This is a genomic window from Euzebya rosea (genome assembly GCF_003073135.1).
Taxonomy (GTDB): Bacteria; Actinomycetota; Nitriliruptoria; order Euzebyales; family Euzebyaceae; genus Euzebya; species Euzebya rosea.
Genome location: NZ_PGDQ01000012.1, coordinates 34415 through 57433, shown reverse-complemented (window position 1 = coordinate 57433; position 23019 = coordinate 34415). Strand labels below are relative to the sequence as shown.

General features: G+C 73.4%; 14 protein-coding genes and 1 pseudogene. 3 read left to right on the top strand and 12 right to left on the bottom strand.

Annotation, left to right across the window (positions count from 1 at the left end; all coding sequences use genetic code 11):
• Positions 1-15 precede the first annotated feature (15 nt).
• The 10 genes and pseudogenes from CUC05_RS16240 to CUC05_RS16195 all read right to left on the bottom strand — a co-directional run bounded on the left by CUC05_RS16240 (position 16) and on the right by CUC05_RS16195 (position 18843).
• The gene (locus CUC05_RS16240; RefSeq protein ID WP_205712377.1) at positions 16-1554 is read right to left on the bottom strand and encodes a S10 family peptidase; all 1539 of its coding nucleotides are present in this window, start codon (positions 1552-1554) and stop codon (positions 16-18) included.
• A gap of 326 nt (positions 1555-1880) precedes the next feature.
• Positions 1881-2525, bottom strand: a complete 645-nt coding sequence (locus CUC05_RS16235) for an FMN-binding negative transcriptional regulator (protein WP_108667177.1) — start codon at positions 2523-2525, stop codon at positions 1881-1883.
• A gap of 17 nt (positions 2526-2542) precedes the next feature.
• Complete coding sequence (locus CUC05_RS16230; protein WP_240606270.1) at positions 2543-3529, bottom strand: aldo/keto reductase; 987 nt, start codon at positions 3527-3529, stop codon at positions 2543-2545.
• Positions 3526-4437, bottom strand: coding sequence for an NAD-dependent epimerase/dehydratase family protein (locus CUC05_RS16225; protein ID WP_108667176.1), 912 nt, complete (start codon positions 4435-4437; stop codon positions 3526-3528). Before CUC05_RS16225 ends, CUC05_RS16230 begins: the two co-directional genes overlap by 4 nt.
• 61 nt (positions 4438-4498) lie before the next feature.
• Positions 4499-8227, bottom strand: coding sequence for a cell wall-binding repeat-containing protein (locus CUC05_RS16220; RefSeq protein ID WP_157965656.1), 3729 nt, complete (start codon positions 8225-8227; stop codon positions 4499-4501).
• 31 nt (positions 8228-8258) lie between these two features.
• Positions 8259-12101 (bottom strand): hypothetical protein, encoded by a 3843-nt coding sequence (locus CUC05_RS16215; RefSeq protein ID WP_157965655.1) that lies wholly within the window; start codon positions 12099-12101, stop codon positions 8259-8261.
• An 11-nt stretch (positions 12102-12112) separates the two neighbouring features.
• A complete protein-coding gene (locus CUC05_RS24795; RefSeq protein ID WP_157965654.1) occupies positions 12113-15334 on the bottom strand; it encodes a hypothetical protein in 3222 nt (1073 codons plus the stop codon).
• A gap of 126 nt (positions 15335-15460) precedes the next feature.
• Positions 15461-17560: a hypothetical protein gene (locus CUC05_RS16205; protein ID WP_108667173.1), complete on the bottom strand. Its 2100-nt coding sequence runs from the start codon at positions 17558-17560 to the stop codon at positions 15461-15463.
• Positions 17561-17681: 121 nt separating this feature from the next.
• On the bottom strand, positions 17682-18419 hold the full coding sequence (locus tag CUC05_RS16200; RefSeq protein ID WP_108667172.1) for a glutamine amidotransferase: 738 nt from the start codon (positions 18417-18419) through the stop codon (positions 17682-17684).
• 40 nt (positions 18420-18459) lie between these two features.
• A pseudogene (locus CUC05_RS16195) lies at positions 18460-18843 on the bottom strand (DUF1801 domain-containing protein).
• A 94-nt stretch (positions 18844-18937) separates the two neighbouring features.
• Between CUC05_RS16195 and CUC05_RS16190 the strand changes: the two are divergent.
• Complete coding sequence (locus CUC05_RS16190; protein WP_205712375.1) at positions 18938-19828, top strand: sulfotransferase domain-containing protein; 891 nt, start codon at positions 18938-18940, stop codon at positions 19826-19828.
• Positions 19829-19832: 4 nt separating this feature from the next.
• Here the strand turns inward: CUC05_RS16190 and CUC05_RS16185 are convergent, their stop codons facing one another.
• Positions 19833-21086, bottom strand: a complete 1254-nt coding sequence (locus CUC05_RS16185) for a sensor histidine kinase (RefSeq protein WP_157965653.1) — start codon at positions 21084-21086, stop codon at positions 19833-19835.
• Between the two features lie 233 nt (positions 21087-21319).
• On the opposite strand from CUC05_RS16185, the gene CUC05_RS16180 reads away from it, so the two are divergent.
• The gene (locus CUC05_RS16180) at positions 21320-21883 is read left to right on the top strand and encodes a hypothetical protein (RefSeq protein ID WP_157965652.1); all 564 of its coding nucleotides are present in this window, start codon (positions 21320-21322) and stop codon (positions 21881-21883) included.
• A gap of 38 nt (positions 21884-21921) precedes the next feature.
• A complete protein-coding gene (locus tag CUC05_RS16175; protein WP_108667168.1) occupies positions 21922-22314 on the top strand; it encodes a cupin domain-containing protein in 393 nt (130 codons plus the stop codon).
• Positions 22315-22365: 51 nt separating this feature from the next.
• Here the strand turns inward: CUC05_RS16175 and CUC05_RS16170 are convergent, their stop codons facing one another.
• Positions 22366-22947, bottom strand: coding sequence for a hypothetical protein (locus tag CUC05_RS16170; RefSeq protein ID WP_108667167.1), 582 nt, complete (start codon positions 22945-22947; stop codon positions 22366-22368).
• Positions 22948-23019 lie beyond the last annotated feature (72 nt).

Genomic DNA, 23019 nt, shown 5'->3' with positions numbered 1-23019 from the left:
GTCCGCCGGCCGTCCCTACGCCGGGACGGTGCCCCCGTACAGGTCGGCGACGTCGGCGGTGAACGCCCGGCGGCTGTCGGCCAGTGTGTAGAACATGTGGCCGCCGTCGTAGGCCCGCAGGCGCACCCGGTCGGCCGCGGTCGGGTCCAGGCGCATCTGGTTGACCAGCCGCTGGGAGGTGTGCAGCGCCGTCACGAGGTCGTGCCGGCCGTGCACGACGAGCACCTGCAGGTGCGGGTTGACGGCCAGCCCGTAGCGAAGGTCGTCGGTGGCCCCGCCGGGACTCTCCAGCGCATGGGCGTCCTCGTCGGCCCGCCACGCCTTGTTCACCGCCATGCTCAGCAGGTGGTACTGCCGTTCGGTGGTCACGCCGATCTCCCCGCGGATCACCTGGTTGGCGCCCATCGTGAACGCGGCGGTCATGCCGTGGAGGGTGTGCTCGGCGCCGCCGAACGGCTCGCGGTCCGGGAACGGGTCGACGACGGTCTGGGTGGCGTCGTACAGGCCGAGGACCTGCTGGTCGTCGCGCAGCAGCTCGCGGGCGAACCGGTCGATGGGGATGCGGCCGTGCAGCCGGTCCACCAGCGTCGGGTCCAGGCCGGTCAGGTCGGCGAGGCGGGCCAGGACGGCCGTGCGTCGTTCGGGAGCCATCGCGGCACCCTGGGCGAGGAAGGTCACGTAGTCGGTGGAGGCGAAGCTGGCGGCGGCCGCCATGACCTCCTCCACTCCGGCGTCGGCGTCGACGCCGCGGATCCGCCCGTGGTGCAGCGCGGCGGCGGCCATCGTCGGCACGACGTCGACGAAGCCCTCCACGGAGTAGTCGGTCATCGTCAGCGGTGCGAGCTCCATGGCCGGCGAGATCAGCACCACGCCGGCCAGGCCGACGCCCTCGTCCACGGGGAGCGACCGGGCCAGCCGCCCGATCCGGTAGCCGCCGTAGCTCTCCCCGGCGAGCCACACCGGCGAGGCCCAGCGCCCGTTGGCCGACAACCAGCGGGAGGTGAACTCGCGCAGGGCAGCCAGGTCGCTGGCGAAGCTGTAGTAGCCGGGGTCGTCGGCCTTCGTGTCCTTCGCCCCCTTGCCGTCCTTGTCGGCGGGCACCGGGCGGGAGAAGCCCGTGCCGACCGGGTCGACGAACACCAGGTCGGTCCACGGCAGCCACGACGCGTCGTTGTCGGTCAGCCGGACGGGCATGGCGGGCAACGAGCCGTCGTCGGGCACGACGATCCGGCGGGGGCCGATCGCGCCGACATGGAGGAACGCCGACGAGGCCCCGGGCCCGCCGTTGAAGACGAACGTGACCGGCCGCTCGCCCGGGTCGGCCCCGTCGAGGGTGTAGGCGACCGCGAACATCTCCGCGGCCGGAGACTCCTCGCGCCGCAGCACCGTCCACCCGGCGGTCGCGGTGACGGTGAGAGGGTCGTGGCCGTCCGGCGCCCACGTCATGGAGGCGCTCGCCCCGGCGGGCGGCCGGTGGTCGGGGGTGACGGAGTCAGCAGGCGGCGCGGCGGGCTGTTCGGTGGGCTGGTCGCTGGAACGGTCGTCGGTCGGCATGCGGGTCAGCCTATTCGCGTCGTCCCGGCCGGGCGCCCACCGGCGCCCCGGCGCCGGTGGGCGTGTGCGATCGGCGGCCCAGTGGCCGGCCCATGCCACCCGGGTCGACCTGGTGTGGGGGTTGGACGCCCCTCCGGGCGGGGCATCGCACACGGCGGGGGAGGGTGTGCGCGATGGACGGCCCCAGGGGGTTGGGGATCGCACACGCGAGGGGAGGGGGTGCCGGCGTCGGACGGCCCGGGCGGTCGTGGATCACACACGCAGGAGGAGGGGCCGCGTGCGATGGACGGCCCGAGGGGTTGGGGATCGCACACGCCGGCCCAGGGTCAGGTGTCCTCGGGTGCGGATCGGAGGCGTTGGTGGGCGGCCATCCGCTCGGCCAGGGCGGGGTTGTGGTGGGGGCCGGGCTGGCGGAGCTCGTGGATGACCCGGTCGACCACCTCCGGCGGCTTGTCCTGGCTCATCTTGTCCTTGGCCTCGTACCGCTCGACCCGCAACGAGAACCCGACCGTCCCCGACACCAGCCGGTGGGCCAGGTCGCTGTTCTCGGCGTCGCGGTGCAGGCGGAACGGCTCGGGCAGCGGGGCCTCGAAGTGGTCGACCAGCCGCTGAAGCACGGCCAGGTTGGTGTCGGTGTCCATCACCTCCGGCGTCCCGTGGCAGTGGACGACCACGAAGTTCCACGTCGGTACCGCCGGGCTGCTCCCGTACCACCCCGGCGACACGTAGCCGTGGGGGCCCTGGAAGACGACCAACACCTCGCGGGTGCCCAGCCGGTGCAGCTCCTCGTCGGGCCGGCCGACGTGGCTGAGCAGCACGATGTCCTCCGCCCCCTCCTCCAGCAGGAACGGGTAGTGGGACGCCACCAGCCCGTCGTCGGTGTGGCTGATCATCGTCGCCCACGGGTGTCGGCGGATGACCCCCTTGACGACGTCGTCGTCGGACAGGACCGTCGTGGGGTTGTGGCGCATGACCGCTCCCTACCCCGCTACCGGCCCACCCACGACATGTCGTGGTAGCGGGCCCCGGCCACCCCGTTGGCGAAGACCGCCTGGATGGCGTCCAGCTCGTCGTCGGTCAGCTCGACGGCGACGGCGGCGACGTTCTCCTCCACCCTCGTGGCCTTCGACGTCCCGGGGATCGGGACGACGTCGTCGCCCTGCGCCAGCAGCCAGGCCAACGCCAGCTGGGCGGGGGTGACGTCGCGCTCGGCCGCCAACGTCCGTACCTGCTGGACCAGGTCGAGGTTGTGCTGCAGGTTGGCCTCGTCGAACCGGGGCAGCTCGCGGCGGAAGTCGGTGGCGTCCAGCTCGGCGGCCGACGTCACGGTGCCGGTCAGGAACCCGCGGCCGAGGGGACTGTAGGCGACCAGTCCGGCGCCGAGCTCGCGGCACAGCGGCAGGATCTCCTCCTCCACCTCGCGGCTCCACAACGACCACTCGTTCTGGACGGCCGCCACGGGGTGGACGGCCGCGGCACGGCGCAGCGACTCCGCCGACGGCTCGGAGATGCCCAGCCGGCGGACCTTGCCGGCGGTGACCAGCTCGGCCATCGCCCCCCACGTCTCCTCCACGGGGACGTCGGTGGCGACGCGGTGCTGGTAGTACAGGTCGATGTGGTCGACCCCCAGCCGGTCCAGCGACGCATCGCAGGCCCGGCGGACGTGGTCGGGATGGCCGGAGACGGTCCGCTGGCTGTAGTCCTCGGGGTCGGCCACGATGCCGAACTTGGTGGCGACCACCACGTCGTCCCGACGGCCCCGGATGGCGTCGCCGAGCAGCCGCTCACTGGTGCCCGCCCCGTACACGTCGGCGGTGTCGAACAGGGTCACGCCGAGCTCGATCGCCCGGTGCACCGCGGCGGTGGCGCTGGCCTCGTCGGTCGCCCCGTACATCGAGGCGAGCGACATGCAGCCGAGACCGACGGCCCCGACGACGAGGTCGCCCAGCTGGCGGGAGGGGAGGGCCGCGGTCACCGGCCGGCTCCGTCCGGGCCCGTGACGCCGAGCTCGCCGCGCCACGAATGGACGGGGTCGAACCCGACCAGCCGACGGGCCTTGTCGATGGCGTAGAACGTCTCGTGCGGCCCCATGTCGTGGCGCACCTCAACCCCGGCGTAGAACCGCTCGATGATCTCCTCGCTGGTGGCGGCCACCGAGGTGTCGGCGTTGGCGACGTTGAAGACCTCGTAGCCCAGGCCGTCGGTCTCCAGGCACCGCTGGACCATCTGCCCCAGGTCCCGGGCGTCGATGTAGGCGAAGATGTTGCGTCGGCGCAGCGACGGGTCGTCGACGTAGGCGGGGAACTGCTCGGCGTACTCGTGCGGCTCGATCACGTTGTTGATCCGCAGGCCGTAGGCGTCGATGCCGGACCGGGCCTGGAACGACCGGGCGGTCACCTCGTTGGCGACCTTCGACATGGCGTAGCTGTCCTCGGGGACCGTCGGGTGGTCCTCGTCGATGGGGACGTACTCGGGCTGGCGTTCGCCCTGGGCGAAGCAGATGCCGTAGGTGGTCTCCGACGACGCGAAGATCACCTTCGGGATGCCCAGCGCCATCGCCGCCTCGAAGACGTTGTAGGTCGACAGGACGTTGATGCGGAACGTCTCCACGTCGGGTTCGACGAGGATCGCCGGGATGGCGGCGAAGTGCACGATGGCGTCGTAGGCGGGGATGGCGTCGAGGTCGAGCTCGTCGAAGCCGGCCGGGGCCTTCAGGGCGGACACGACCTGGCCGGCGTCGGTCAGCTCGACCCGCAGGTCATGGACACCCGGGTGGCCCAGCGGGACCCGGTCGGCGTTGGTGATGCGGTGGCCCTGCTCGGCCAGGTACGGGACCACGTGGCGGCCGGCCTTGCCGCTGCCGCCGGTGAAGAAGATGCGCATGCCCCCGGTCTACCCCACGACGAGTGGACGCGAACTGATCGTGAGGTCGGACCGGGGGAGCTCACTCGACGAGGGCGGCGACATCCCGGCGTACGGTCTCCGTCAGGGCCGCGGGCCCACCGAACAGCAGGGCCGACGCGACCGCATCGTGTTCCTCCAGCCAGCCACGAGGCGCCTGGTGCAGCTCGTCCCCGCCGGTGAGCAGGAGCGGACCGCCGAGACGACCCATCACCACCCCGCCACCCAGCGCGTCGGCGAAGTCGTCGTTGCGTGCCACGCCGACCACGTCGGTGCGGCGGAAGAAGCGCTCGGCCACGGCGACCGCGGTGGCCTCCCGGCCGGCGCCGAAGATCCCTTCGATCGTCGGGTGGGCCTGCGCCGCCTGACCGCCGATGGCGACGCGGCTGGTCCGGGTGTGGGCGTCCAGCCACCGTTGGGTGTCGGGGTGCGGGCTGTCGTCGTCGGTCAGCAGGATGGCGCCACCGAGGTCGATGGCGACGGGCCCTGCGGCCAGGGCGTCGGGGAACTGGTTGCCGGTGACGAGGAAGGCCACCTGCACCTCACCGAGCGCGGCTTCCACCCGGTCGGCGATCGCCACCGCCGTCTGGAAGCGGGAGGCCCCGGCCGAGCGGACCACCCGGTAGGCGAGCTGCTCGAGCTCGGCCACGACCCGGTCGCTGATGGCCGCGGTGCCGCCGAGGACGTGCACGGTGCCGCCCCCGCCGAGGACGCGGATGATCTCGTCCCGAGTGGCCGGGTGCAGGCCGTCGGTCCCGGTCAGCAGCAGCGGACCGTCGACGGCTGCGGCGAGCGGGGCACCGGCCAGGCCGTCGGCGAAGCTGTCGCGGCGGGCGAGGACCACGGCGCCGGCGGACCGGGCCTGCGGGTAGGCCATCCGTGAGGCGGCCACAGCGGTCTGCTCACGTCCGGCGCCCTGCAGCCGGGTGACGCCCGGCGGCACCTCGGCGGGGCCGGTCGTGGGGTTCGGGTCGACGGTCGGTCCGGGGGTCGGGGTCGCCGTCGGCTCGGCTGAGGGCGTCGGGGTCGGGCCCGGCAGGCCGGGACCGCCCGGCAGCCCGCCGCCCGGGCCGGGCGTGGGGGTGGCGCTGGGCGAGGCGGTGGGGGTCGGTGACCCGGTGGGCGTGGGGGTCGGTGACCCGGTGGGCGTGGGGGTCGGGGTCGGGGTCGGCTCGGGGTCGCCGACCAGCGCGAGGGTGACGGCGTCGAGCTCGAGCTGGGCCGGGCCGGACAGGCCGTCACCGTGGTCGATGACCAAGGACAGCCGGATGCGGTCCCCCGCCACCGAGGAGAGGTCGAGCGGCAGGTCGACCGTGCCGGCCGTGCCTTCCTCGGTGGTGCCCGCGGCCGCGGTCAGGACGGTCTGGTCCAGCAGGCCGGGGCCACCGACCGCCTCGACGACCACGCCGAGGGTCCGCGGGGCGCACCCGCCGCACTCGGCGAGGTCCCAGCGCGCCCGCCAGTCGAGGGTGACCGCGGTCGGGTCGACGCCGGTCGGGACGTCGAGCAGCTGGATCAGCGTGGTGGTGGCGCCGTCGACCAGCCCCTCCCACGCCGACACCAGCGCCTGGTCGCCGTCGCTCGGGGCGACCGCGCCCAGCCCGGGCACGGGGTCGTCGGACCCCACGACGGTCGCCGGGAACAGCACGGTCGCGGACTCCGACACGCACCAGCCGGTCAGGTCGCCGGTCTCGAAGGACCCGTTGACCAGCTCGGTACCGCCGCATGGAGCCAGGGTGACCGTGGCGGGCCCCACGGGAGGGCCGCCGTCGGAGGCCGTGTAGGTGAACGCGTCGACGACGGGCGCGTCGGGGTCGTCGGGGGTGTAGGTGAACCCGCCGTCGGCGCGCAGGTCCAGCACGCCCGCGGACGGCCCGTCCACCAGGGCCACGGTCAGCGGGCCGAGCTCGGGGTCGCGGTCGTTGGCCAGCACGCCGGGTGCAGGTACGTCGAGCACGCCGAGCGGCAGGTCGACGGCGTCGTCAGCCACCACCGGCGGGTCGTCGACGTCGTCGGCGCCGACGGCAAGGCCGGCGACGATGCGGGCGCCGGTGTCCTCGTACCCCACCGCACCCTGCCGCGGGTCCACGAAGCCGCCGTAGGCGCTGACGGGGAAGTCGGCCTCGACCGCGGCGAGGATGGTCGCCGGGTCGTCCATGACGTGCGGGAAGGTCGAGGGCACGCTCACACGGGCGCCGAGCATGCCGCCGGCCACGTGGACCGACAGGATGCCGAGGGCCCGGCCCAGCAGGGCCGGGGTGACGCCGCCCTCGGCGCCGCGCAGGGATCCGGTAGCCCCGGCCGGGCCGGCCAGCAGGTCGGTGAGCACGACGCCGGTCTCGGCCGGGTCGACGTTGCCGACGTCGACGGTCGGGGCGGCAGCGATGATCGAGGCGCCCAGCGGCGACGACGTCCCGCCGACGACGATGGTGGAGGTGGTCCCGGCGGGTGCGGCCAGCGGGTCGGTGGTGACCGTCCAGCCGGCGGGCGGGCCCTGCTCGTCGATGATCCGGGTGAACTCCGCCAGCATGGCCTGCTCCACGGCGGGCAGGTCGCCCGGGCCCAGGCCGAACGCGGCCAGCTGGTCGGCCAGCGGGTCGATCCCGACGGGCTGGGTCCCGCCGAACGGCTGGCCGTCGACGCTGGCGCCGTCGAGGTCGAGCAGGAAGGTCTGGGCGATCCCGGTCGGCGCCCGCTCCATGGCGGGGCGCATGGCCTCCAGGGCCAGCTCGTAGGTGCCCTGGGTGCCGCCGGCGTGACGGCCCGACACCGCGACGAACCAGCGCTGCTCGGTGACGTGGTCGGCCACGACGTGGTCCACGTGCGGCCCGCCACCGCCCAGCGGCGAGCCGGGCGGGTGCTGGGCCGAGAGGTCGGTGGTGGAGGACAGCGCGAGCACGCCCTCGATCCCGTCGAAGACCTGTACCTGCAGGCCGGCCCCGGTCACGGTCGCCCCGAGCACGTCGCCGCCGGTCAGGTCCACGGCGTAGACGTCCAGGTCGTCGTCGACCAGCTGGACGCGCAGCTCGTAGTCGCCCTCGCTGGCCACGCCCAGCCCGCTGGCGCTGTCGAAGGGGTCCAGCGGCCGGCCGCTGCCGAGCGCGCCGACGGCGATGACCATGTCGGCGTCGCTGACCGGGCGGTGGACCAGCCGGGCGTCGGCGCCACCGCCGCCCCGCTCGTCGCTGGCCCACAGGGTCCCGCCGGTGTCGTACAGGCCGAGGACGGCCTGCAGGTCCGACCCGTCGGGGGCGCGCACCTCCACCTGCAGCCGCAGCCCGGCGGGGACGGTGACCGCCCACATGTCCACGTCGCCCCGACGGGTGCCGGCCGAGCCGTGCGGCCCGTCGCCGATCGTCCCGGTCGCGAGGACCTGCTCCCCGGCGGCCAGTCCCAGCGGGACGGCGAGGTCGACGGCGCCGTCATCCTCGGCCGCCGCGGGTGGATCGACGGCGACGGTCGCTGCAGGGGCGGCGAAGTCCCCGGTGATGACGGCGTGGCGGGCGTCGCCGTCGCCGGTGCCGAACCCGTCGACCAGCTCGGCGGTGTCGGCGGCATCGTTGGCGCCGGTGGTGTCCACCGGCTCGGCCTCGACCTGCAGGATCTCCACGTCGCCGCCCTGGGTCTGGCCGTACTCCTGCGGCCCCACCGTCAGCGCCTCTCCGGACAGCCAGGGCAGGCCCCGGCCGACGGGCGTGGCGGGGCTCAGCAGCGCGATGACCAGCACGACGGCGACGCCGACCAGGTACGGGTGGCCGAGCAGGCCGCGCACGCCAGGCCGACCGCGCAGGATCCCAGGACGGTCAGCGGCCACCGGTGACCCCCTCGGGCAGGGCGATGGTCTCCACGGCGATGACCTCGAGGTCGTCGACCCCGGCCGAGCTGGCCGGGTCGGTGCGCACGACCGGTTCGAGCTCCTCCACCAGCAGTCGGAGTGGGCCGAGCGCCGGTGGCAACGCCACGTCGCCCAACCACGTCGTCTCGTCCGCGCCGGCGGTCCGGGCAAGGTCGACCACCGTGGTCGTCGAGCGCCACCGCAGGTCCGGGTCGTCGATGGCCGCGTCGGCCTCCTGGACGGTGACACGCACCACGTTGAACCGCAGGGTGACGCCGTCGGCGCCCAGGCGGCCGGCGTGGTCCTCGCCGGTGACGACGACCTGCGCGACCGGGGCGGCGGCGGTGGCGCCGATGGCCGGGCGGACCGCCATGGTGCGGGTGACCCCGAGCCGGACGGGGTCCAGCAGGCTGATCGCCGACAGCTCGGCCCCGGCGACGGAGTCCGGCTGCCAGCGGGCGATCGCCAGCCGGACGGTCGGGCGGTAGCCGGGGGCGTGGACCTCCACGTCCACCACCCAGTCGCCCCGCTCGGCGTCGTACACCGGGGTGTGCCCGGCGAGGCTGACGGTGCGGGACTCCCCGCCCGGGACGGTCGCCACCAGCTGATCGAGGGTGCGGTCGGCGGCGGTGAAGTCCGCCACGGACGGCGCGCCCGCCCCCACGCCGGACTGGACCGGGTCGCGGGAGTAGCGGGTCGTCAGCGGCGGGGTCGCCCCGTCCACGACGACGGCGAGGCGCTCCTCGGCACCGGTGACCCACCACGGGCGGGCGATCCGCAGCCGCAGGATCCGCCCGTCGGACTGCAGCATCTGGGCGCCCCAGCGGCGGCGCTGCCGACGCCGCGACGCGGGCTGCACGGCGGTGACCTGCGGGGTGGGCGGCACCGAGCTGCTGGGCACGACGGTGACGACGGTCGGCTGGTCCCCCTCCAGCGTGGTGAGGGTGTTGGGCCCGAACGCGTACTCCGCGACCAGCGGTTCCCCCCGGACGATCGCCCCGTCGGGGACACGGCGCAGCCGACCGTCGGCGGGGTCGAGGGCCCAGTCGGTTCCCTCGGCGTAGACCTGCCCGGTGTCGGCGTGGCGCAGGGAGAAGGTCGTGGCGACGACCGGTTCACCCAGGGCGATCTCGTCGCTGGCGTCGAAGCTGACCGGGTGGGGGTCGATGAAGTAGGAGGTGTATCGGGCGGTGGCCAGGCCCTGGACCGCGACCTCGTGGCGTCGGGTGTCGAGGAACTCGTGGGTGACCTGCAGCCCCGTCTGGGTGGCGGTCAGGCTGTAGCCGACCGTCGCGGTGCCCAGCACCGCCCGGCGCACCACGGTCGAGGGGCCGTCGACGGCGAGGTCGTCGACCGGGTCCTCCCAGCGGCCGCGGAAGGTGAACGTGCCGGTGGCGGGCACGTCCACCCCGACGTCGGCCTGCAGTGTCGCGTCGGTGGCCTCCAGGTGGGGCCGGCCGAAGCTGGCGGTGTCGGGCATCGTCGGCGCGAACCGGCCGTTGGGGATGGCATGGACGATCTGCAGGCGCGTGACGCCGTTGTGGGACCACTGGGTGCCCTCGACCAGGCGGGCCTGCTCATCGGCGCCGGGCAGGAACCGGTTGGCCAGGTCCGGCCGCACCGTGGAGGCGACCGGGACCTCCAGCATCCAGGCCTTCGGCAGCCAGATGTGCAGGCCGGCGTCGGCGCCGGTCCGCTCCTCGGGCGCCTTCTCCCCGGCGTGGAGGACCAGCCGTCGGGCGATCAGCTCCAGCACCTGGGGCGGGCCGGCGCCGGGGGCGGCGTAGTCCATCCGGATCCGGCCGCCGGCGTTGGGCAGGTTGGCCAGCGACACCCCGGCCACGGCGGGGTCGCGCAGGTAGTCCGCGACCGGCGCGATGGGGCCGGGGACGACGCCGTCGCGGCCGTCGACCGCGGCCGCGATGGACTCGCCGGTCACCGGGTCGGGGACCATCTGGTCGGCCAGCGCCGAGGCGTCGGCGTCGACGAGGCGCTGGTAGCCGCTGGCGAGGTGGTGGTCGGGCGGCTGCTCCACCAGGATCCACTCGTCTGGCGCGGCCGGCGGCGGGAACAGCATCCGGTCCTGGGCCGGGATCTCCTCGTCGGGCTGGGTGACCCCGCTGCGCAGGACCATGTGGAGGGTGTCGGCGCCGCGCACGGGCGGCTGGACCTGCGGGGAGCGGCGCAGGATCGTCGGGCCCGGCACCGGGTTCGGCCGGCCGTAGAACACCTCGTTGGAGTGGACCGGGCTGCGGGACGGGTCGATGCGGGCGATGGAGTTGCCGGCGATGTCGACCATCCGGATGCGCCAGCGGTAGCGCCATCCGTACCGCAGCCGCGGCAGCGTGGCGTCGGGCACCTCGTAGTCCACGCCGAAGATGATCGAGGCGTCGTCGGGCGGGGTGTTGGCGGGGATGTCCACCGCCTCACCGGTCACCGGGTCGAAGACGGTGCTGGGCGGCGGGGCGGCCAGCGACCAGCCGTTCCAGGCGCCCAGGGACTCCCCGAGCCGTGGGGCCTGCCCCGGGGACACGGTGATGAGCGCACCGATCCAGCCCTCGTCGGCTGGGACCGCCACGCCGTCGTAGGCCGGGTTGGCGGTGTGGTACCCGGCGGGGGCGTGGCGGGCGAACAGGGCGAGGACCTCATCGACCTTGTCGGCCGGGTCGGTGGTGGTGACGTCGATCCGGTAGGGCCCGAACAGGTCGTCGTCGGTGAGCACCACCGAGCTGTCGGGCCGCAGGTCGGGGTTGCCGCCCGGGTCGAACACCAGGCCCGTCTCGATCTCCTCCTGCCGCTTCCAGCGGTCCTTCAGGGCCTGGGCGGCGCCGTCCCGGTACAGCGACAGCCCGGGGTTGCCCAGCGCCGCGGGCAGCTGCAGCGGGTCGGCGTCCTCGGCGTCGACCAGCCCCTCCCACGCGGTCATCTGGGTGGTGACCCCGCCGATGCCGAGGCGGAACTCGGGGCGGCCCAGCAGCATCTGCCCGTCCCGGATCACGATGTCGGGGTCGTTGGGGACGTGCGGCCAGAAGGTCTCGGCGTCGACCAGGACCACCGGGCTGGCCTCGGCCCGGCCGCCGAGCCGGCTGGCCCAGTCGGTGCCGACCTGCACCTCCCAGCGGGTGGTGCCGGGGGGCAGCAGGTTGCGGATCGCGGCCAGGTTGACCCGCATCTCGATGGTCAGGCCCAGTCGGCGGCAGGCCAGCGGGTGTCGGCGCAGCTGGGAGATGCCCTGGTGGAACTCGATCCGCTCGTCGGCGGTCGGGTCCACAGGCCGGTCGGCCATGTAGGCACGCAGCTCGTCAAAGGGCAGGTCGTCCACCAGCGGGCCGACGGCCGCCCGCAGCTCGCCGACGGTCCTCGGCGCCTCCGAGGGGTGGGCCTCGCGCAGCAGCCGGCTGATCTCCTCCAGGGCTGCGGCCGCCTCGGCCTCGGGGAAGGTCTGCAGCTGCCCACCGTCGGAGGGGTCGGTGAAGGTGAAGGTCCGGACGGGGACCTCGGCGGGGTCGGGGATGACGGCCTGCCAGAACCGGCGGGCCTCGGCCAGCGACCGCGGGTGGCTGCCCGGCAGGGTCGGGTCAGGCAGGCCGGTGTCGGTGATGGCCCCCGACACGTTGATGCCGTTGACCCACAGGGCGGGGGTCAGCTGGGCCAGCTCGTTGGGCCACACGCTCCAGCCGGGCCAGCCGTCCAGGTGCTGGCCCCTGCTGCCGTCCAGGCGCGGGAGGAACACCACCGAGACACGGCCGTGGTCGCTGTCGGGGGTGTCCGGTTCGCCCACGAACCCGTGGGCAGCCGGGATGACGATCATGCGGTCGACCATCAGGCGAACTTCCCGCAGCGGGCCAGCCACTGCTCCTCGGTGAACCGGTCGGCGAAGGCAACCCGGTCGGGCGTGGCCCCTGACCCCTGCCGGGTGGCCGACCCCGTGCCCAGCTGGGCCGCCGCCGCGCCGGACCGCAGGCCGCCGGGTCCACCGATGGGGATCTCCCCGACCAGGAAGGACTGGGTGAACGTGACCGACTTGGAGGTCTCGCCGATCAGGTAGTCCACGGCGAAGCAGGCGGTGACCGACCCGCTGAAGATGCGGGAGGTCAGGTTGTAGGTGGCCTCCAGCCGGACCAGGCCCGACACCGAGATGATCCCGAGCAGCGACAGGCCGGCGGAGATCTCCAGGAAGATGGAGATCGTCCACTCCTCCACCCGGTCCAGCTCGCCGGTGCGCGGGTTGGTCTCGTTGTGGGCCTCCAGGTGCAGCTCGGCCCCGAAGATGACGCGCGCCCACGCCTTGGCGATGAACACGTCGACGCTGATCTCCACCACCCCGAACAGGGCGGCGCGCAGCTCCACGATCCCGTCGGGGTGGGGGCCGCACAGCAGGTAGAACTCCCCGCCCGCCCCGAAGCCGTTGACCGTCGCGCTGATCGGACCGAGGTCCAGCTCGACCAGGGTCTGGCCGTCGTCGCCGCGCGGCAGCTCCAGCCGGGTGGCGGCGTAGAAGTCGGAGACGGCGAACACGCCCAGGGCGAAGCCGGGGATGGTGATCCCGGCGGCGAGGACGATCGTGTCGGCGTCGCCCTGGCTGAACGGGTCGTCGCCCAGCAGGCCGCCCAGGTAGTCCTGGATGATGTCGAGGAAGTTCAGCGGGCCGGTGAAGGCGATCTCGGCGAGGTCGACGTCGAGCTGCTCTCCCTCCTCCGCGTCGACGGTCAGGGCGACCTCGCGCAGGTACAGCTGGACCAGCGGGTACAGCGGTGGCAGCTGCAGCGCGACGTTGGCGATGCTGATCTCCAGCCGCGAGCTGCCGTCGACGCCGTCGTCGAAGGCGACGGTCTGGGTGACGCAGAACGACGCTGCCGTCGGTTCGGTCAGCACGTAGTCGAAGTCGCTGGAGGCGGCCTCGCCCTGGTTCGCCGGCAGGTCGTCGCTGGTGACGAACGTCAGCGATCCGCCGATCTCCAGCGAGCGGAGCGGCGGCTCCCAGCAGAAGGTGAAGACCGCGCTCGTCGGCGGGGTGCCACCCAGCAGCTCGATGGTGAACCCGGGGATGTCCGCCTGCGCCCCGAGGTTGCCGAGGTCCACCGGGATGGAGTCCGGGAGGATCCAGGCCAGCGGGACGGCCCCGAACAGCGTGGAGGTGATGTCGAGGTTCTCCAGCGGGTTCCAGCCGTCGACCAGGTCGTCCAGCGGGGCGGACACCCCGAGGTCGAGGTTGTACTCCTGCACCACCAGGCCGGGGTTGGTGAGGCTCCCGCCGCCGCCCTGGTAGCCAAGGGTCAGCGGGTCGGGCATCTGCAGGTAGGACCCGCCGACGTTGTCGGGGGCGTAGCCATGGGCCAGCCAGTCGGGGTGGGGGACGACGACCTGCGGGTCGGCGGTGCCGCCGAGGCTCTCCACGACCTGGTCGGTGATGGTGGCCTCGCGCATGCGGGGGAACGCCCCGACCTGCCCGGCAGCCTCGAGGTCCTCCGGGCTGGTACCGGCGGCGGGCGGGTCGATGGTGAGGCGCAGCGACTCGGTGGCCTTGGCGACCTGCCCCTCCTTGCCGGGCTCGGGCACGTCGGCCAGCGCCACGACCTGCCCGCCCAGGTCGATGGTGAAGGCGGTGTCCCGTGCCCCGCTGTTCATCCACTCCCGGACCCGGTACATCGTCTCGCCGTCGGGCTCGAACCCGACGTCGGCGGACACGAACACCACCGGCGCGTCGAAGGTGATGCCGTGGCTGCCGGCCCGGTCGGTGGCCTCGAAGGTCATGCGCGGGGCGGCGCCGGCGTTGGCGGTGCCGTCGGCCGGCTGGACCAGGAAGGCCACCTCGGTGTCGAGGTTGGCGTGCTGGCCGGGGATGGCGCCGCGACCCTGCGGGACCTGCTCGGGCGGGACGATCGTGATGGTCGGCAGCGGCCAGCCGCGCCCGCCGTCGGGCTGCAGGTCGACGTCCGGGGTGACCGTGGAGGGCGGGATGACGAGGGACTCCACGATGCTGAGCCCGTCGACGACGGCGCCAGCCGAGTCGACCACGAAGGTCCGCACCGCCACGCGGGTGACGGCGGCGGGGTGGCCGAAGGGCAGGAGGTGACCGGCGGTGACGGTCGTGGCCCGCATCGTCCGGCCGAGCGCGGTGTCGGTGAGCCAGCTGGTCAGCGCCCCCCCGCCGGTCCACGCGCCCTGCATCGCGGCCGTCGCCCCGACCGGGGACAGCGCGATCGGCGCGGCGGCGGTGATCGGCTCGTGGGCCGGGTAGGCGTCCAGGGCCGCGGCGGACCAGTCGCCGGTGGCCTGGACGATCCGGCGGCGGTCCAGGGCGGTGACGGCACGGAGGAACGGTTCGCCGGGGTCGGTCGGGACCGCGCCGGTGGTGTACCCGGGTGCCCAGATGGCCCGCAACGTCGGCGGCCCGGGACGGACCGTGCTGTCGCCGACGAGCAACGCCTGCCACGAGACGCTGGTCGCGCCGAACCGCTGGGGGTCCGCGGACAGGAGGACCCGTGGGTCGTCCTCCCCGACGAACCCGTCGGTCGGGATCGGTGAGAGCTGCAACCCCTCCACGACCTCCACGACGGTGACGTCGCCGTGCGGTGCGCCGGTGTTGGACTGGTCGGCCGTGGCCTGCCCCTTCGCGGCGCGGCCGTCGAGCGCCAGCGCCATGTCCTGCCAGTCCAGCAGCGTGTCGAGGTCGAAGGCAACCGGCGGGGTGACGTCGAAGGCCAGGCGGGACGGGGCGGCAGCCCGATGCTGGACGGGGGCGGCGGTGTACGTGCCGTCGACGGGGATCTCGTCGTCGACGTGCTGGGCACCGATGGTGAAGGCGATCCGCGTGCGAGTGGCACCGGCGGCGGCGACCAGCGTCTGCGTGGCCGTGTCGAGCTCCAGCCCGTAGGTCTCGAGGGTGAACCGCATCTGCAGGTCGGAGCGGATGACGTCGTACACCGCGGTCGGCGCATCGTCGCCGGACTGGGCGTGCAGCTGGGGGAGGCCGACGGTGCGCTCGAGCACCACGGCGGTGGCCAGCACGCCGCCGGCACGCAGTACCTGGCGTCGCGACACGAGCCGTCCAGCACGCGGCCCCTCAGCCGCTCCTCCGAGCATGGTGGGAGACCATAGCGGAGAGTGACGGCGCGCGTCGGCAGTTCACCTGATCGTTACCCATGTCGACCGGGTGGCCGCGCCCCGTCAGTGGTCGTGGCTGACCCCGTCGGCGTGGGTGTGGCCCGTCTCCACGACCGCGTCGGGGGACACGACGTGCGCCTCGGGCAGGTGGGAGTGGCCGTGGGACGCCTCGATCGCCTCGATCAGCCGTTCGCGGGCCTCTGCCTCGGTGAACCCGGCCATCGACCCGCCGCCGGGGAGGTCGTCGGTGCGCACGCCGTAGGGGTTGGTGTGGGTGTTGGCGTGGCTGCACGCCGGGTAGTCGTCGTGGCCCCACGGCTGGATGCCCGACAGCTCCACGGCCACGCACGCCACCCACGGCGCGAAGGTCGAGGACACCGACACCGTCTCCTCGTAGTGCCCCTCGCCGCAGGACTCGTACTCCAGCCCGCCGAGCGGGATCAGCCGCGGGCCCACACCGGGGAAGCCGGCGTCGGCGATCGGGTCGCCCGGGGCGTTGATCAGGTGGAAGTCGTAGCCGGGGATGATGTAGCCCAGCTCGTCCTGGCCCAGGCCCAGCACGAACAGGTGCTCGGCGTCGGGGTAGGTGTCGCTGATGACGGGCTCGTGGGGACGGCCGGTGTCGGCCTCCGGGCAGGCGTCGTAGGTCCCCTCCCCACCGTTCCAGTGCGGGAACGTCTGGTCGACGCGGCCGTAGCCGCCCAGCTCGATCTCCGGCGACAGCTCGCCGGGGACGGTCAGGAACACGGCGTCGCCGATGGTCACCCGCACCATCTCCGTCTGGTTCTGCGGGCCGAAGGAGTCCGCGTACACCCCGTCGGTGCGGTCCTCCGGCGCACCCCACGACTCGGCGCCGACGAACGTCGGCAGGTCGAAGACCCCGCGGAAGCTGAGGGCCCGCAGCACGTTGTTGTCGGCGTCGAAGGTGAAGACCCGGCGCTGCGCGTCGATGGTCGGCAACGTCTCGACCGGCGCGTCCTCCAGCGCCTCGAGGGCCGAGATGGCGACCAGCTCGCCGATGGCCTGCGTCCGCTCCCAGCTGACCCGCGAGCCGTACTCCGTTCCGTCGGGCCCGGTGATGTTGACGCCGAGCGGTGTCTGCAGCCCACCGACGGCACCGGTGAAGAAGATGGCCGGCGCGCCGGTCCGGTCGGTCAGGTACTCGCGGGTCCAGTGGGGGAAGTCCGAGGACACGTAGGGGTTGTTGGAGCCCTGCGCCTCGGGGTGGTTGGACCAGTTGACGATCGTGCCGATGACCTCGCCGGTGTCGGCGTCGAGGAACTGCCCCGAGGGCACCTCGCCGTCGACGACGAACGGCGGCCGGCTGTCGCGGATGCCCATCGGCTGCGCCCCGCTGGCCCACTTCACCTCCGCGGCCACCCGTCCCTCCCACGCCTCGCGGACCGAGTCGATGATCTGGGAGCGGATGAACGCCTGGTAGGCCGGGAACTTGCCGTCGGTGTTGAGGAACAGCTGCCCCCAGTAGCCCATCGTGTCCACGCCCTCGTGGGTGTGGGTGGAGCTGACGACCAGCTCGTCGATGTCCATGTCGGGGTAGCGGGCGACCAGCTCGCGACGCATCCGCTGGACCTCGATGTTGAACAGCCCGACGACGTCGAGGGACACCATCGCCACCGTCGTCTCGCCGTCGTCGACGACCATGGCCGAGGCGAGGGTGTCGTCGTTGGCGCCCAGCGCGCAGATCGCCCCGAACCCGGCGTTGCCCCAGACCCCGTCCCACTTGCCGGTCGAGTCCGGGTCGCCGTAGATGTCGACGCCACGGACCGACCAGGGGCCGGGCTCCTGCACACCGTCGCCGGCGGAGTTCCACGGCTGGTCGACGAACGGCTCGGGCGCCGCGCCGGTCGGCGGGTCACCGTCCAGCAGCGGTGCGGCATCCTCGTTCGTGGCGCCGGAGTAGCAGCCGTCCTCGTCGAGGTCGACGTAGGGCTCGCCCCACACGCCCGTCTCGGGGTGGGGGGTGAAGAACTGCGCCCATTCCGCCGGCGGCTCACCGACCGGGGTGATGGCCCGCACGCCGAAGCCGACCCGCACGACGGGGTCCTCGGCGGTGGCCGGCGCGGCAACGCTCAGCAGCGGCAGGACCAGGGCGATGGCCAGCGTGGCGACGGCGATCGGCAGGAACGAACGACGACGTGACATCTTGCTCTCCTCGTGGAGGCGATGTCGGCTCGAGCGGTCGGCTCGAGCGGTCGGCTCTTCGGGTCGCCTCCGGGAGGGGGTTCGACGTGGTCGTCGCGGATTCCTGCCGCGACGGTTCGGTTCAGGCGACGCGGGTGCGGGCGTACCGGTCGACGAACGTCGCGAGGATCCGCATCGGGTGCTCGACGGTGCGCTGGCGGGCCTTCGCGATCAGCACCTCGGCCTCGTGCGGCTCGAAGTAGCCGGCGTCGGAGTAGACATCGATGCGCGTCTCGATGCCGGGCAGGTCCAGCTCGGGGTGGAACTGGGTGGCGTAGACGTTGCGCCCGATCCGGAAGGCCTGGACCGGACAGGTGGGTGAAAAGGCGAGGCGCACCGCGTGGTCGGGCAGCTGCCGGATCGCTTCCTTGTGGCCGAGGTAGGCCTCGAACGTCTCCGGCAGGCCGGCCATCAGCGGGTCGACCCGGCCCTCGGCGGTGAGGGTGATGGTCATCGGCCCGACCGGCTCGGAGTGGGTGCGGTCCACGATCGCACCCTGGTGGGTGCCCAGCGTGCCGATGCCGTAGCACGCGCCGAGGAACGGCAGGTCGCGGGCGACGACCTGGTCCAGCAGCGCGTTGATCTCGGCCTCGACCCGCTGCTGGACGACCGATTTCTGCGGTTCGGTGACGTTGTAGGGGCCGCCGCCGAGGATCACGCCGGAGAAGTCGTCGAGGTCGATAGGGCCGAGCGGGCCCTGCTCCATCCGGACCCGGCGGAGGGTGGACTCCTCCAGGCCCGAGAAGCGCAGCATGGCGGCGTATTCGTCGTCGGCGGCACGGTCGACGGTGCGGTGGGCGAGGAGGAGGAACGGCTTCACGAGCAGCTGATCCTACGCCGGCCGGGGGGTGGGGTCCTCGTCAGCCGTTGACGGCGATGGCCGCCCGGACCAGCTCGACGAAGGCGTCCTCGTCGATCGTGTCGCCCTCGCGGATGTCGATGGCCCGTCGGGTGCCGCCGCCGAGGCTGGCGTTGAACAGCCCCGTCGGATCGTCCACCGACGCCCCCTTGGCGAACGTCAGCTTCACCTTGTCCTTGTAGGGCTCACCGGTACAGATCATCCCGTCCCTGGACCACGCCGGCACGCCCCGCATGTCGTTGGACGGCTTGCGCCACTTGATGTCCTCGACCACGTTGCTGTCGGCGCGCAGGATCAACGTCCGCAGCCGGCCGAGCACGTCCCCACGTCAGTCGCCCAGCTGGTCCAGCCAGTCGTCGATCTCGGCGCTGATCTCCTCGGACATCTCGGTGTGCTCCTGACGGTGTCGGACTGGGCGGCCCCGTCACGGTTGCGCTCCTGCCCCCGGCCGTCAAGTGCGGCACGGCACACTGCGTGTGGTGGGCCGACCGAGATACCGATCGCGCGACGAGGACTCCAGCCGCTGGGGTGCGCTGTCGCGCCGCGACGGCGACATCATCGTCTCGACGCGGAGCAAGCACGGGACTACATGGGCACAGGCGATCCTGCTCCACCTGATCCACGGCCCCGAGCTGCCGGCGCCGCTGCCGGTGGTCTCGCCGTGGATCGACCACCTCGTCGAGCCGTTGCTGGAGGTGCTCGGCCGGCTGGAGGCACAGGACCACCGGCGGGTCATCAAGACCCACACGCCGCTGGACGGGCTGCCCTGGCGGGACGGCCTGTCCTACGTGGTGGTGGCCCGCCATCCGCTGGACGCGGCGACGTCGTTGTTCCACCACATCCGCAACCTCGACCGGCGGCGGATGGCCGAGCTGGCTGGCCAGCCGGTCCCGGCTGGCCGGCCGGTCGTCGAGCTGGGCACGTGGCTGAGCCGCTGGGTCGTCGACGACGCCGACCCGCGGCAGCACCTCGACTCCCTCAACGGGGTTGCCCACCACCTGGTCGACGCGTGGAACCGGCGGGACGAACCGAACGTGGTGCTGGTCCGCTACGCCGACCTCGTGGTCGACCGGCGACGCGAGGTCGAGCGGCTGGCGACGGCCCTGGACCTGCCGCTCGAGCACGTCGACTGCACCGTGGCGGCGACGTCGCTGGAGGCCATGCGCGACAACGCCCACCGGATGGTCCCCGACCCCGTTGGCATCATCCTCGACCCCAGCCAGTTCTTCCGTGGCGGGCGGATCGGCGACGGGCGCCGGCACGACCCCCGCCTCATCCAGCGCTACGAGGAACGTGCGGCCGAGCTGTTCCCGCCGGACCTGCTGGAGTGGCTGCACGGCGGCGAGCCGGCGGCGGACCCACCGACGTGACGGGTCAGGCGCGAGGGAGGACGACCTCGAAGCAGGCGCCACCGTGCTCGGTCGTGCGGTACCGGGCCTCGCCGCCGTGGGCGCGGGCCAGCTCCTGCACCAGCCACAGGCCCAGGCCGATCCCGCCGGACCCCGATGTCGTGAACGCGTCGAACAGCTCGTCCTGCCGTTCCTCCGGCACCCCCCTGCCGTGGTCGGTGACGGCCAGGACGACCGTCTGCCCGTCCTCGACGGCGGTGACCTCCACCGGCGGCCGGCCGTGGCGCATCGCGTTGCCGATCAGGTTGTAGAGGATCTGGTCCAGCCGGTCGGGGTCGGCATCGACCATCAGGTCGCCGGGGACGGTCACCTCCACCTCGCCGTCCTTCGGGGCGAGCGCCTCGAGGGTCGCGGTCACCACGTCGGCCAGCACGGTCGGGTGAGTCTCCAGCTCCAGCTGGCCCCGTTCGACGCGGGCGAGGTCGATCATGCCGTCGGCGACCCGGGACAGCCGGGCGGCCTGCCGGCGGGCGAGGTCGAGCAGCTGGGCCTGCATGTCCGGCGGCTGGCCGGGGGTGATGGCCTTGAGGGCGCCGGCGATGGCGGTCAGCGGCGAGCGGAGGTCGTGGGCCAACGATCCGACCAGGCGGGCCCGCAGCAGGTCGACGCGGGCGACCTCTGTCAACGCCTGGGCGGTGCGTTCCCGCTCGCGGGCCAGGTCACGGGCCAGCAGGCCGGCGACGAGGGCAACGAGCAGCGCCAGCCCCATGCGGAACCCGATGGAGGAGGGGGAGAAGCTGATGTCGTCGAACCGTGCGGCCGCGAAGGACTGGCGGGCGATGTACAGCACGGTGGTGGCGCCCCACGCGACGAGCGCACCGGGCAGGCGGAACCGGGCGGCGCCGAGCAGCGGGGTGAGGAAGAGGATCGCCCAGTGCGCCGAACCGGGGTCGAAGCTGTAGGCCAGCACCAGCCCGTTGGCGACGAGGACGTCGAGGGTGGTCGTGGTCAGCGCGAGGCCACGGGCGCGGGGCAACGTGGACGGCCACCGCGTCATCAGCAGGACGAGGACCACCATGTTGACCACGGCCATGACCACGACCAGGCCGAGCGCCGCCCCCGCCCAGCCATCCGGGTAGGGCAGGGCCGCGTAGGTCACGATCTGGACCAGGCCGAAGACCGCGGCGAGGGTCCGCACCCAGAGCATGGTGCGTTCGGACCGCAGCAGGTCCGCATGGCGGCGCTCCGCAGCAGACGGTGGCAGGTCCAACGAGGTCATCAGCGGATGCATGGTGCCCGACGCTCCGTGGTGCACGCGCGACGGACGGCCAACTCGTGCCGCCGTGCAACCCCAGTCGGCCGGAGAAGTGCCGCACGCGGTAGGGACAAGCCGCCCCGGTCGTTCCCCCGCCTGCCACCTGCCCGCCAGTGCCGTCCGATCTGACGGCACCCGGGGTGGACGGTGGTGGCGTGACGACAGCGACCTGTCGTCGAGGATGGATGGATGAGGACATGCGAACGTGGATCGTGCTGGCGCTGGTGCTGGCGGTGCTGACCGGGGGGTGCTCGGCGGTGCGCGCCGACAAGGAGGTCCGGATCGTCCGCGGTGATTCCGCCAGCTGGGACACGAGGACCGTCGACGTGCTCCAACAGCAGGTGGAGGACCTGCGGACCGTCAACGGCGAGCTGCTGGCCGAGAACGCCGACCTCGACCGGATCATCGCCGACCTCGACGCCCAGCTCGACGAGGCGCTGGATCGTGCGGACGATGCCGAGGACGCGGTGGCTGCCCTGTCCTCGATGGATGCCGACCCCTCGGCCGGTGACGCTCCCGAACCGGTCCGACAGGTCGTGGTGGCCCAAACGCCCGCCCCTCCCCGTCCAGCGCCCGCGCCCGTCGGGGCCTGGTATCCGGGCCGGTGCACGACCAACCCCGACCGCGGCGACATCGTGTGCTCGACCTCCAGCGGGGACTACGTCTGCCGCGGCTCGGCGTCGCCGATGTGTGGCGGGTCCGGGTGGTTCCGGAGCCAGGGTGGGTGCGACCTGTACTGGGACGGCAGCCGGCGCTGCTGACCCGCCGCCGGGTGGGGCAGTGGTGCGAGGATCGGGGCATGCACGACCAGGACCCTGCACGACCCGCCCGCGTCGTCCACGAGGACGACCTGTCCGTGGCCGACCCCACGCCCGGCATGACCCGACGCCTGGCGTTCCGGACCGACCGCACGTGGACGGGGACGGTGGAGACCGCCCCCGGCGTGGCCAGCGGCTGGCATCACCACGGCGACCACGACAGCACGCTCTACGTCGTCGCCGGCACGCTCCGCATGCAGTCCGGGCCTGGCGGGACGGTCGTCGAGGACGCCGGCCCCGGTGACTTCCTCCACGTCCCGCCGTACGCCGTCCACCGGGAGTCCAACCCCGGCGAGGTGACCTCGCGGGCCGTGATCGTCCGGGCGGGGGAGGGCGCGCCGACGATCAACGTCGACGGACCCGCCCCGACCTGACGCTCGAGGACCGCCGGGGAACCTCCCCTCAGCTGAAATCCAGCGACCACCTCACCGTCGCCGGATCGGGTGGCGATGCAGGATGCGCCGGCCCAGCCGCCGCAGGCTCGCGTCGTCGGTGGGTGTCAGGTCGACCGGCCCGTCGTCGAGCGCCAGCCGAGCGGTCCGGATGCTGACGCCCCGCGGCAGGCCGAGCCCGCGCCCCCGCACCTCGGCGTAGAACCGCACGTGGTCGATGTCGACCGGGCCGCGGTTGGCCGGGTTCCAGTACCCGACCGGGATGCCGTGTGGCTCGCTGTCGGGGACCGCCAGCGCCACCCAGACGTCGGGGAGCGTCGCGGCCGTACGGTTCAGCTCGGCCATGAACCAGCTGGTCTCGCAGCACGGCTCGGCCTCGATCGTCCGGACGGCGTCGGGCGTCTGCAGCAGCGCGTGGGCCGAGGGCGGTTGCCAGCCATCACGGAGGCAGGCCCGCAGTGCGTCGGCCGCCAGCGCGAGCCAGTCGTCGACCCTGCCCGCCCGGCGATGCTGGATGAGGGCGGGCATGGCGGTCGCGGTCCTGGTTGCCCCCGCCTCGAACCCGCTGGGGTCGTCGAGCCGGTCGATGAAGTCGGAGATGTCGTGCTGGTCCATGGGATCCTCCCTTGTCGGTGCGATGGGGCTCACCGTGCTCCGGGGGTGCGACAGCGACGGGCGGGTCGATGC

Excerpts from the sequence above, each read along its gene's own strand:
- CUC05_RS16215 (WP_157965655.1), bottom strand. The coding sequence starts at position 12,101 with ATGATCGTCATCCCGGCTGCCCACGGGTTCGTGGGCGAACCGGACACC.
- CUC05_RS16225 (WP_108667176.1), bottom strand. The coding sequence starts at position 4,437 with ATGCGCATCTTCTTCACCGGCGGCAGCGGCAAGGCCGGCCGCCACGTG.
- CUC05_RS16185 (WP_157965653.1), bottom strand. The coding sequence starts at position 21,086 with ATGACCTCGTTGGACCTGCCACCGTCTGCTGCGGAGCGCCGCCATGCG.
- CUC05_RS16240 (WP_205712377.1), bottom strand. The coding sequence starts at position 1,554 with ATGCCGACCGACGACCGTTCCAGCGACCAGCCCACCGAACAGCCCGCC.
- CUC05_RS16180 (WP_157965652.1), top strand. The coding sequence starts at position 21,320 with ATGCGAACGTGGATCGTGCTGGCGCTGGTGCTGGCGGTGCTGACCGGG.
- CUC05_RS16205 (WP_108667173.1), bottom strand. The coding sequence starts at position 17,560 with ATGTCACGTCGTCGTTCGTTCCTGCCGATCGCCGTCGCCACGCTGGCC.
- CUC05_RS16170 (WP_108667167.1), bottom strand. The coding sequence starts at position 22,947 with ATGGACCAGCACGACATCTCCGACTTCATCGACCGGCTCGACGACCCC.
- CUC05_RS16175 (WP_108667168.1), top strand. The coding sequence starts at position 21,922 with ATGCACGACCAGGACCCTGCACGACCCGCCCGCGTCGTCCACGAGGAC.
- CUC05_RS16235 (WP_108667177.1), bottom strand. The coding sequence starts at position 2,525 with ATGCGCCACAACCCCACGACGGTCCTGTCCGACGACGACGTCGTCAAG.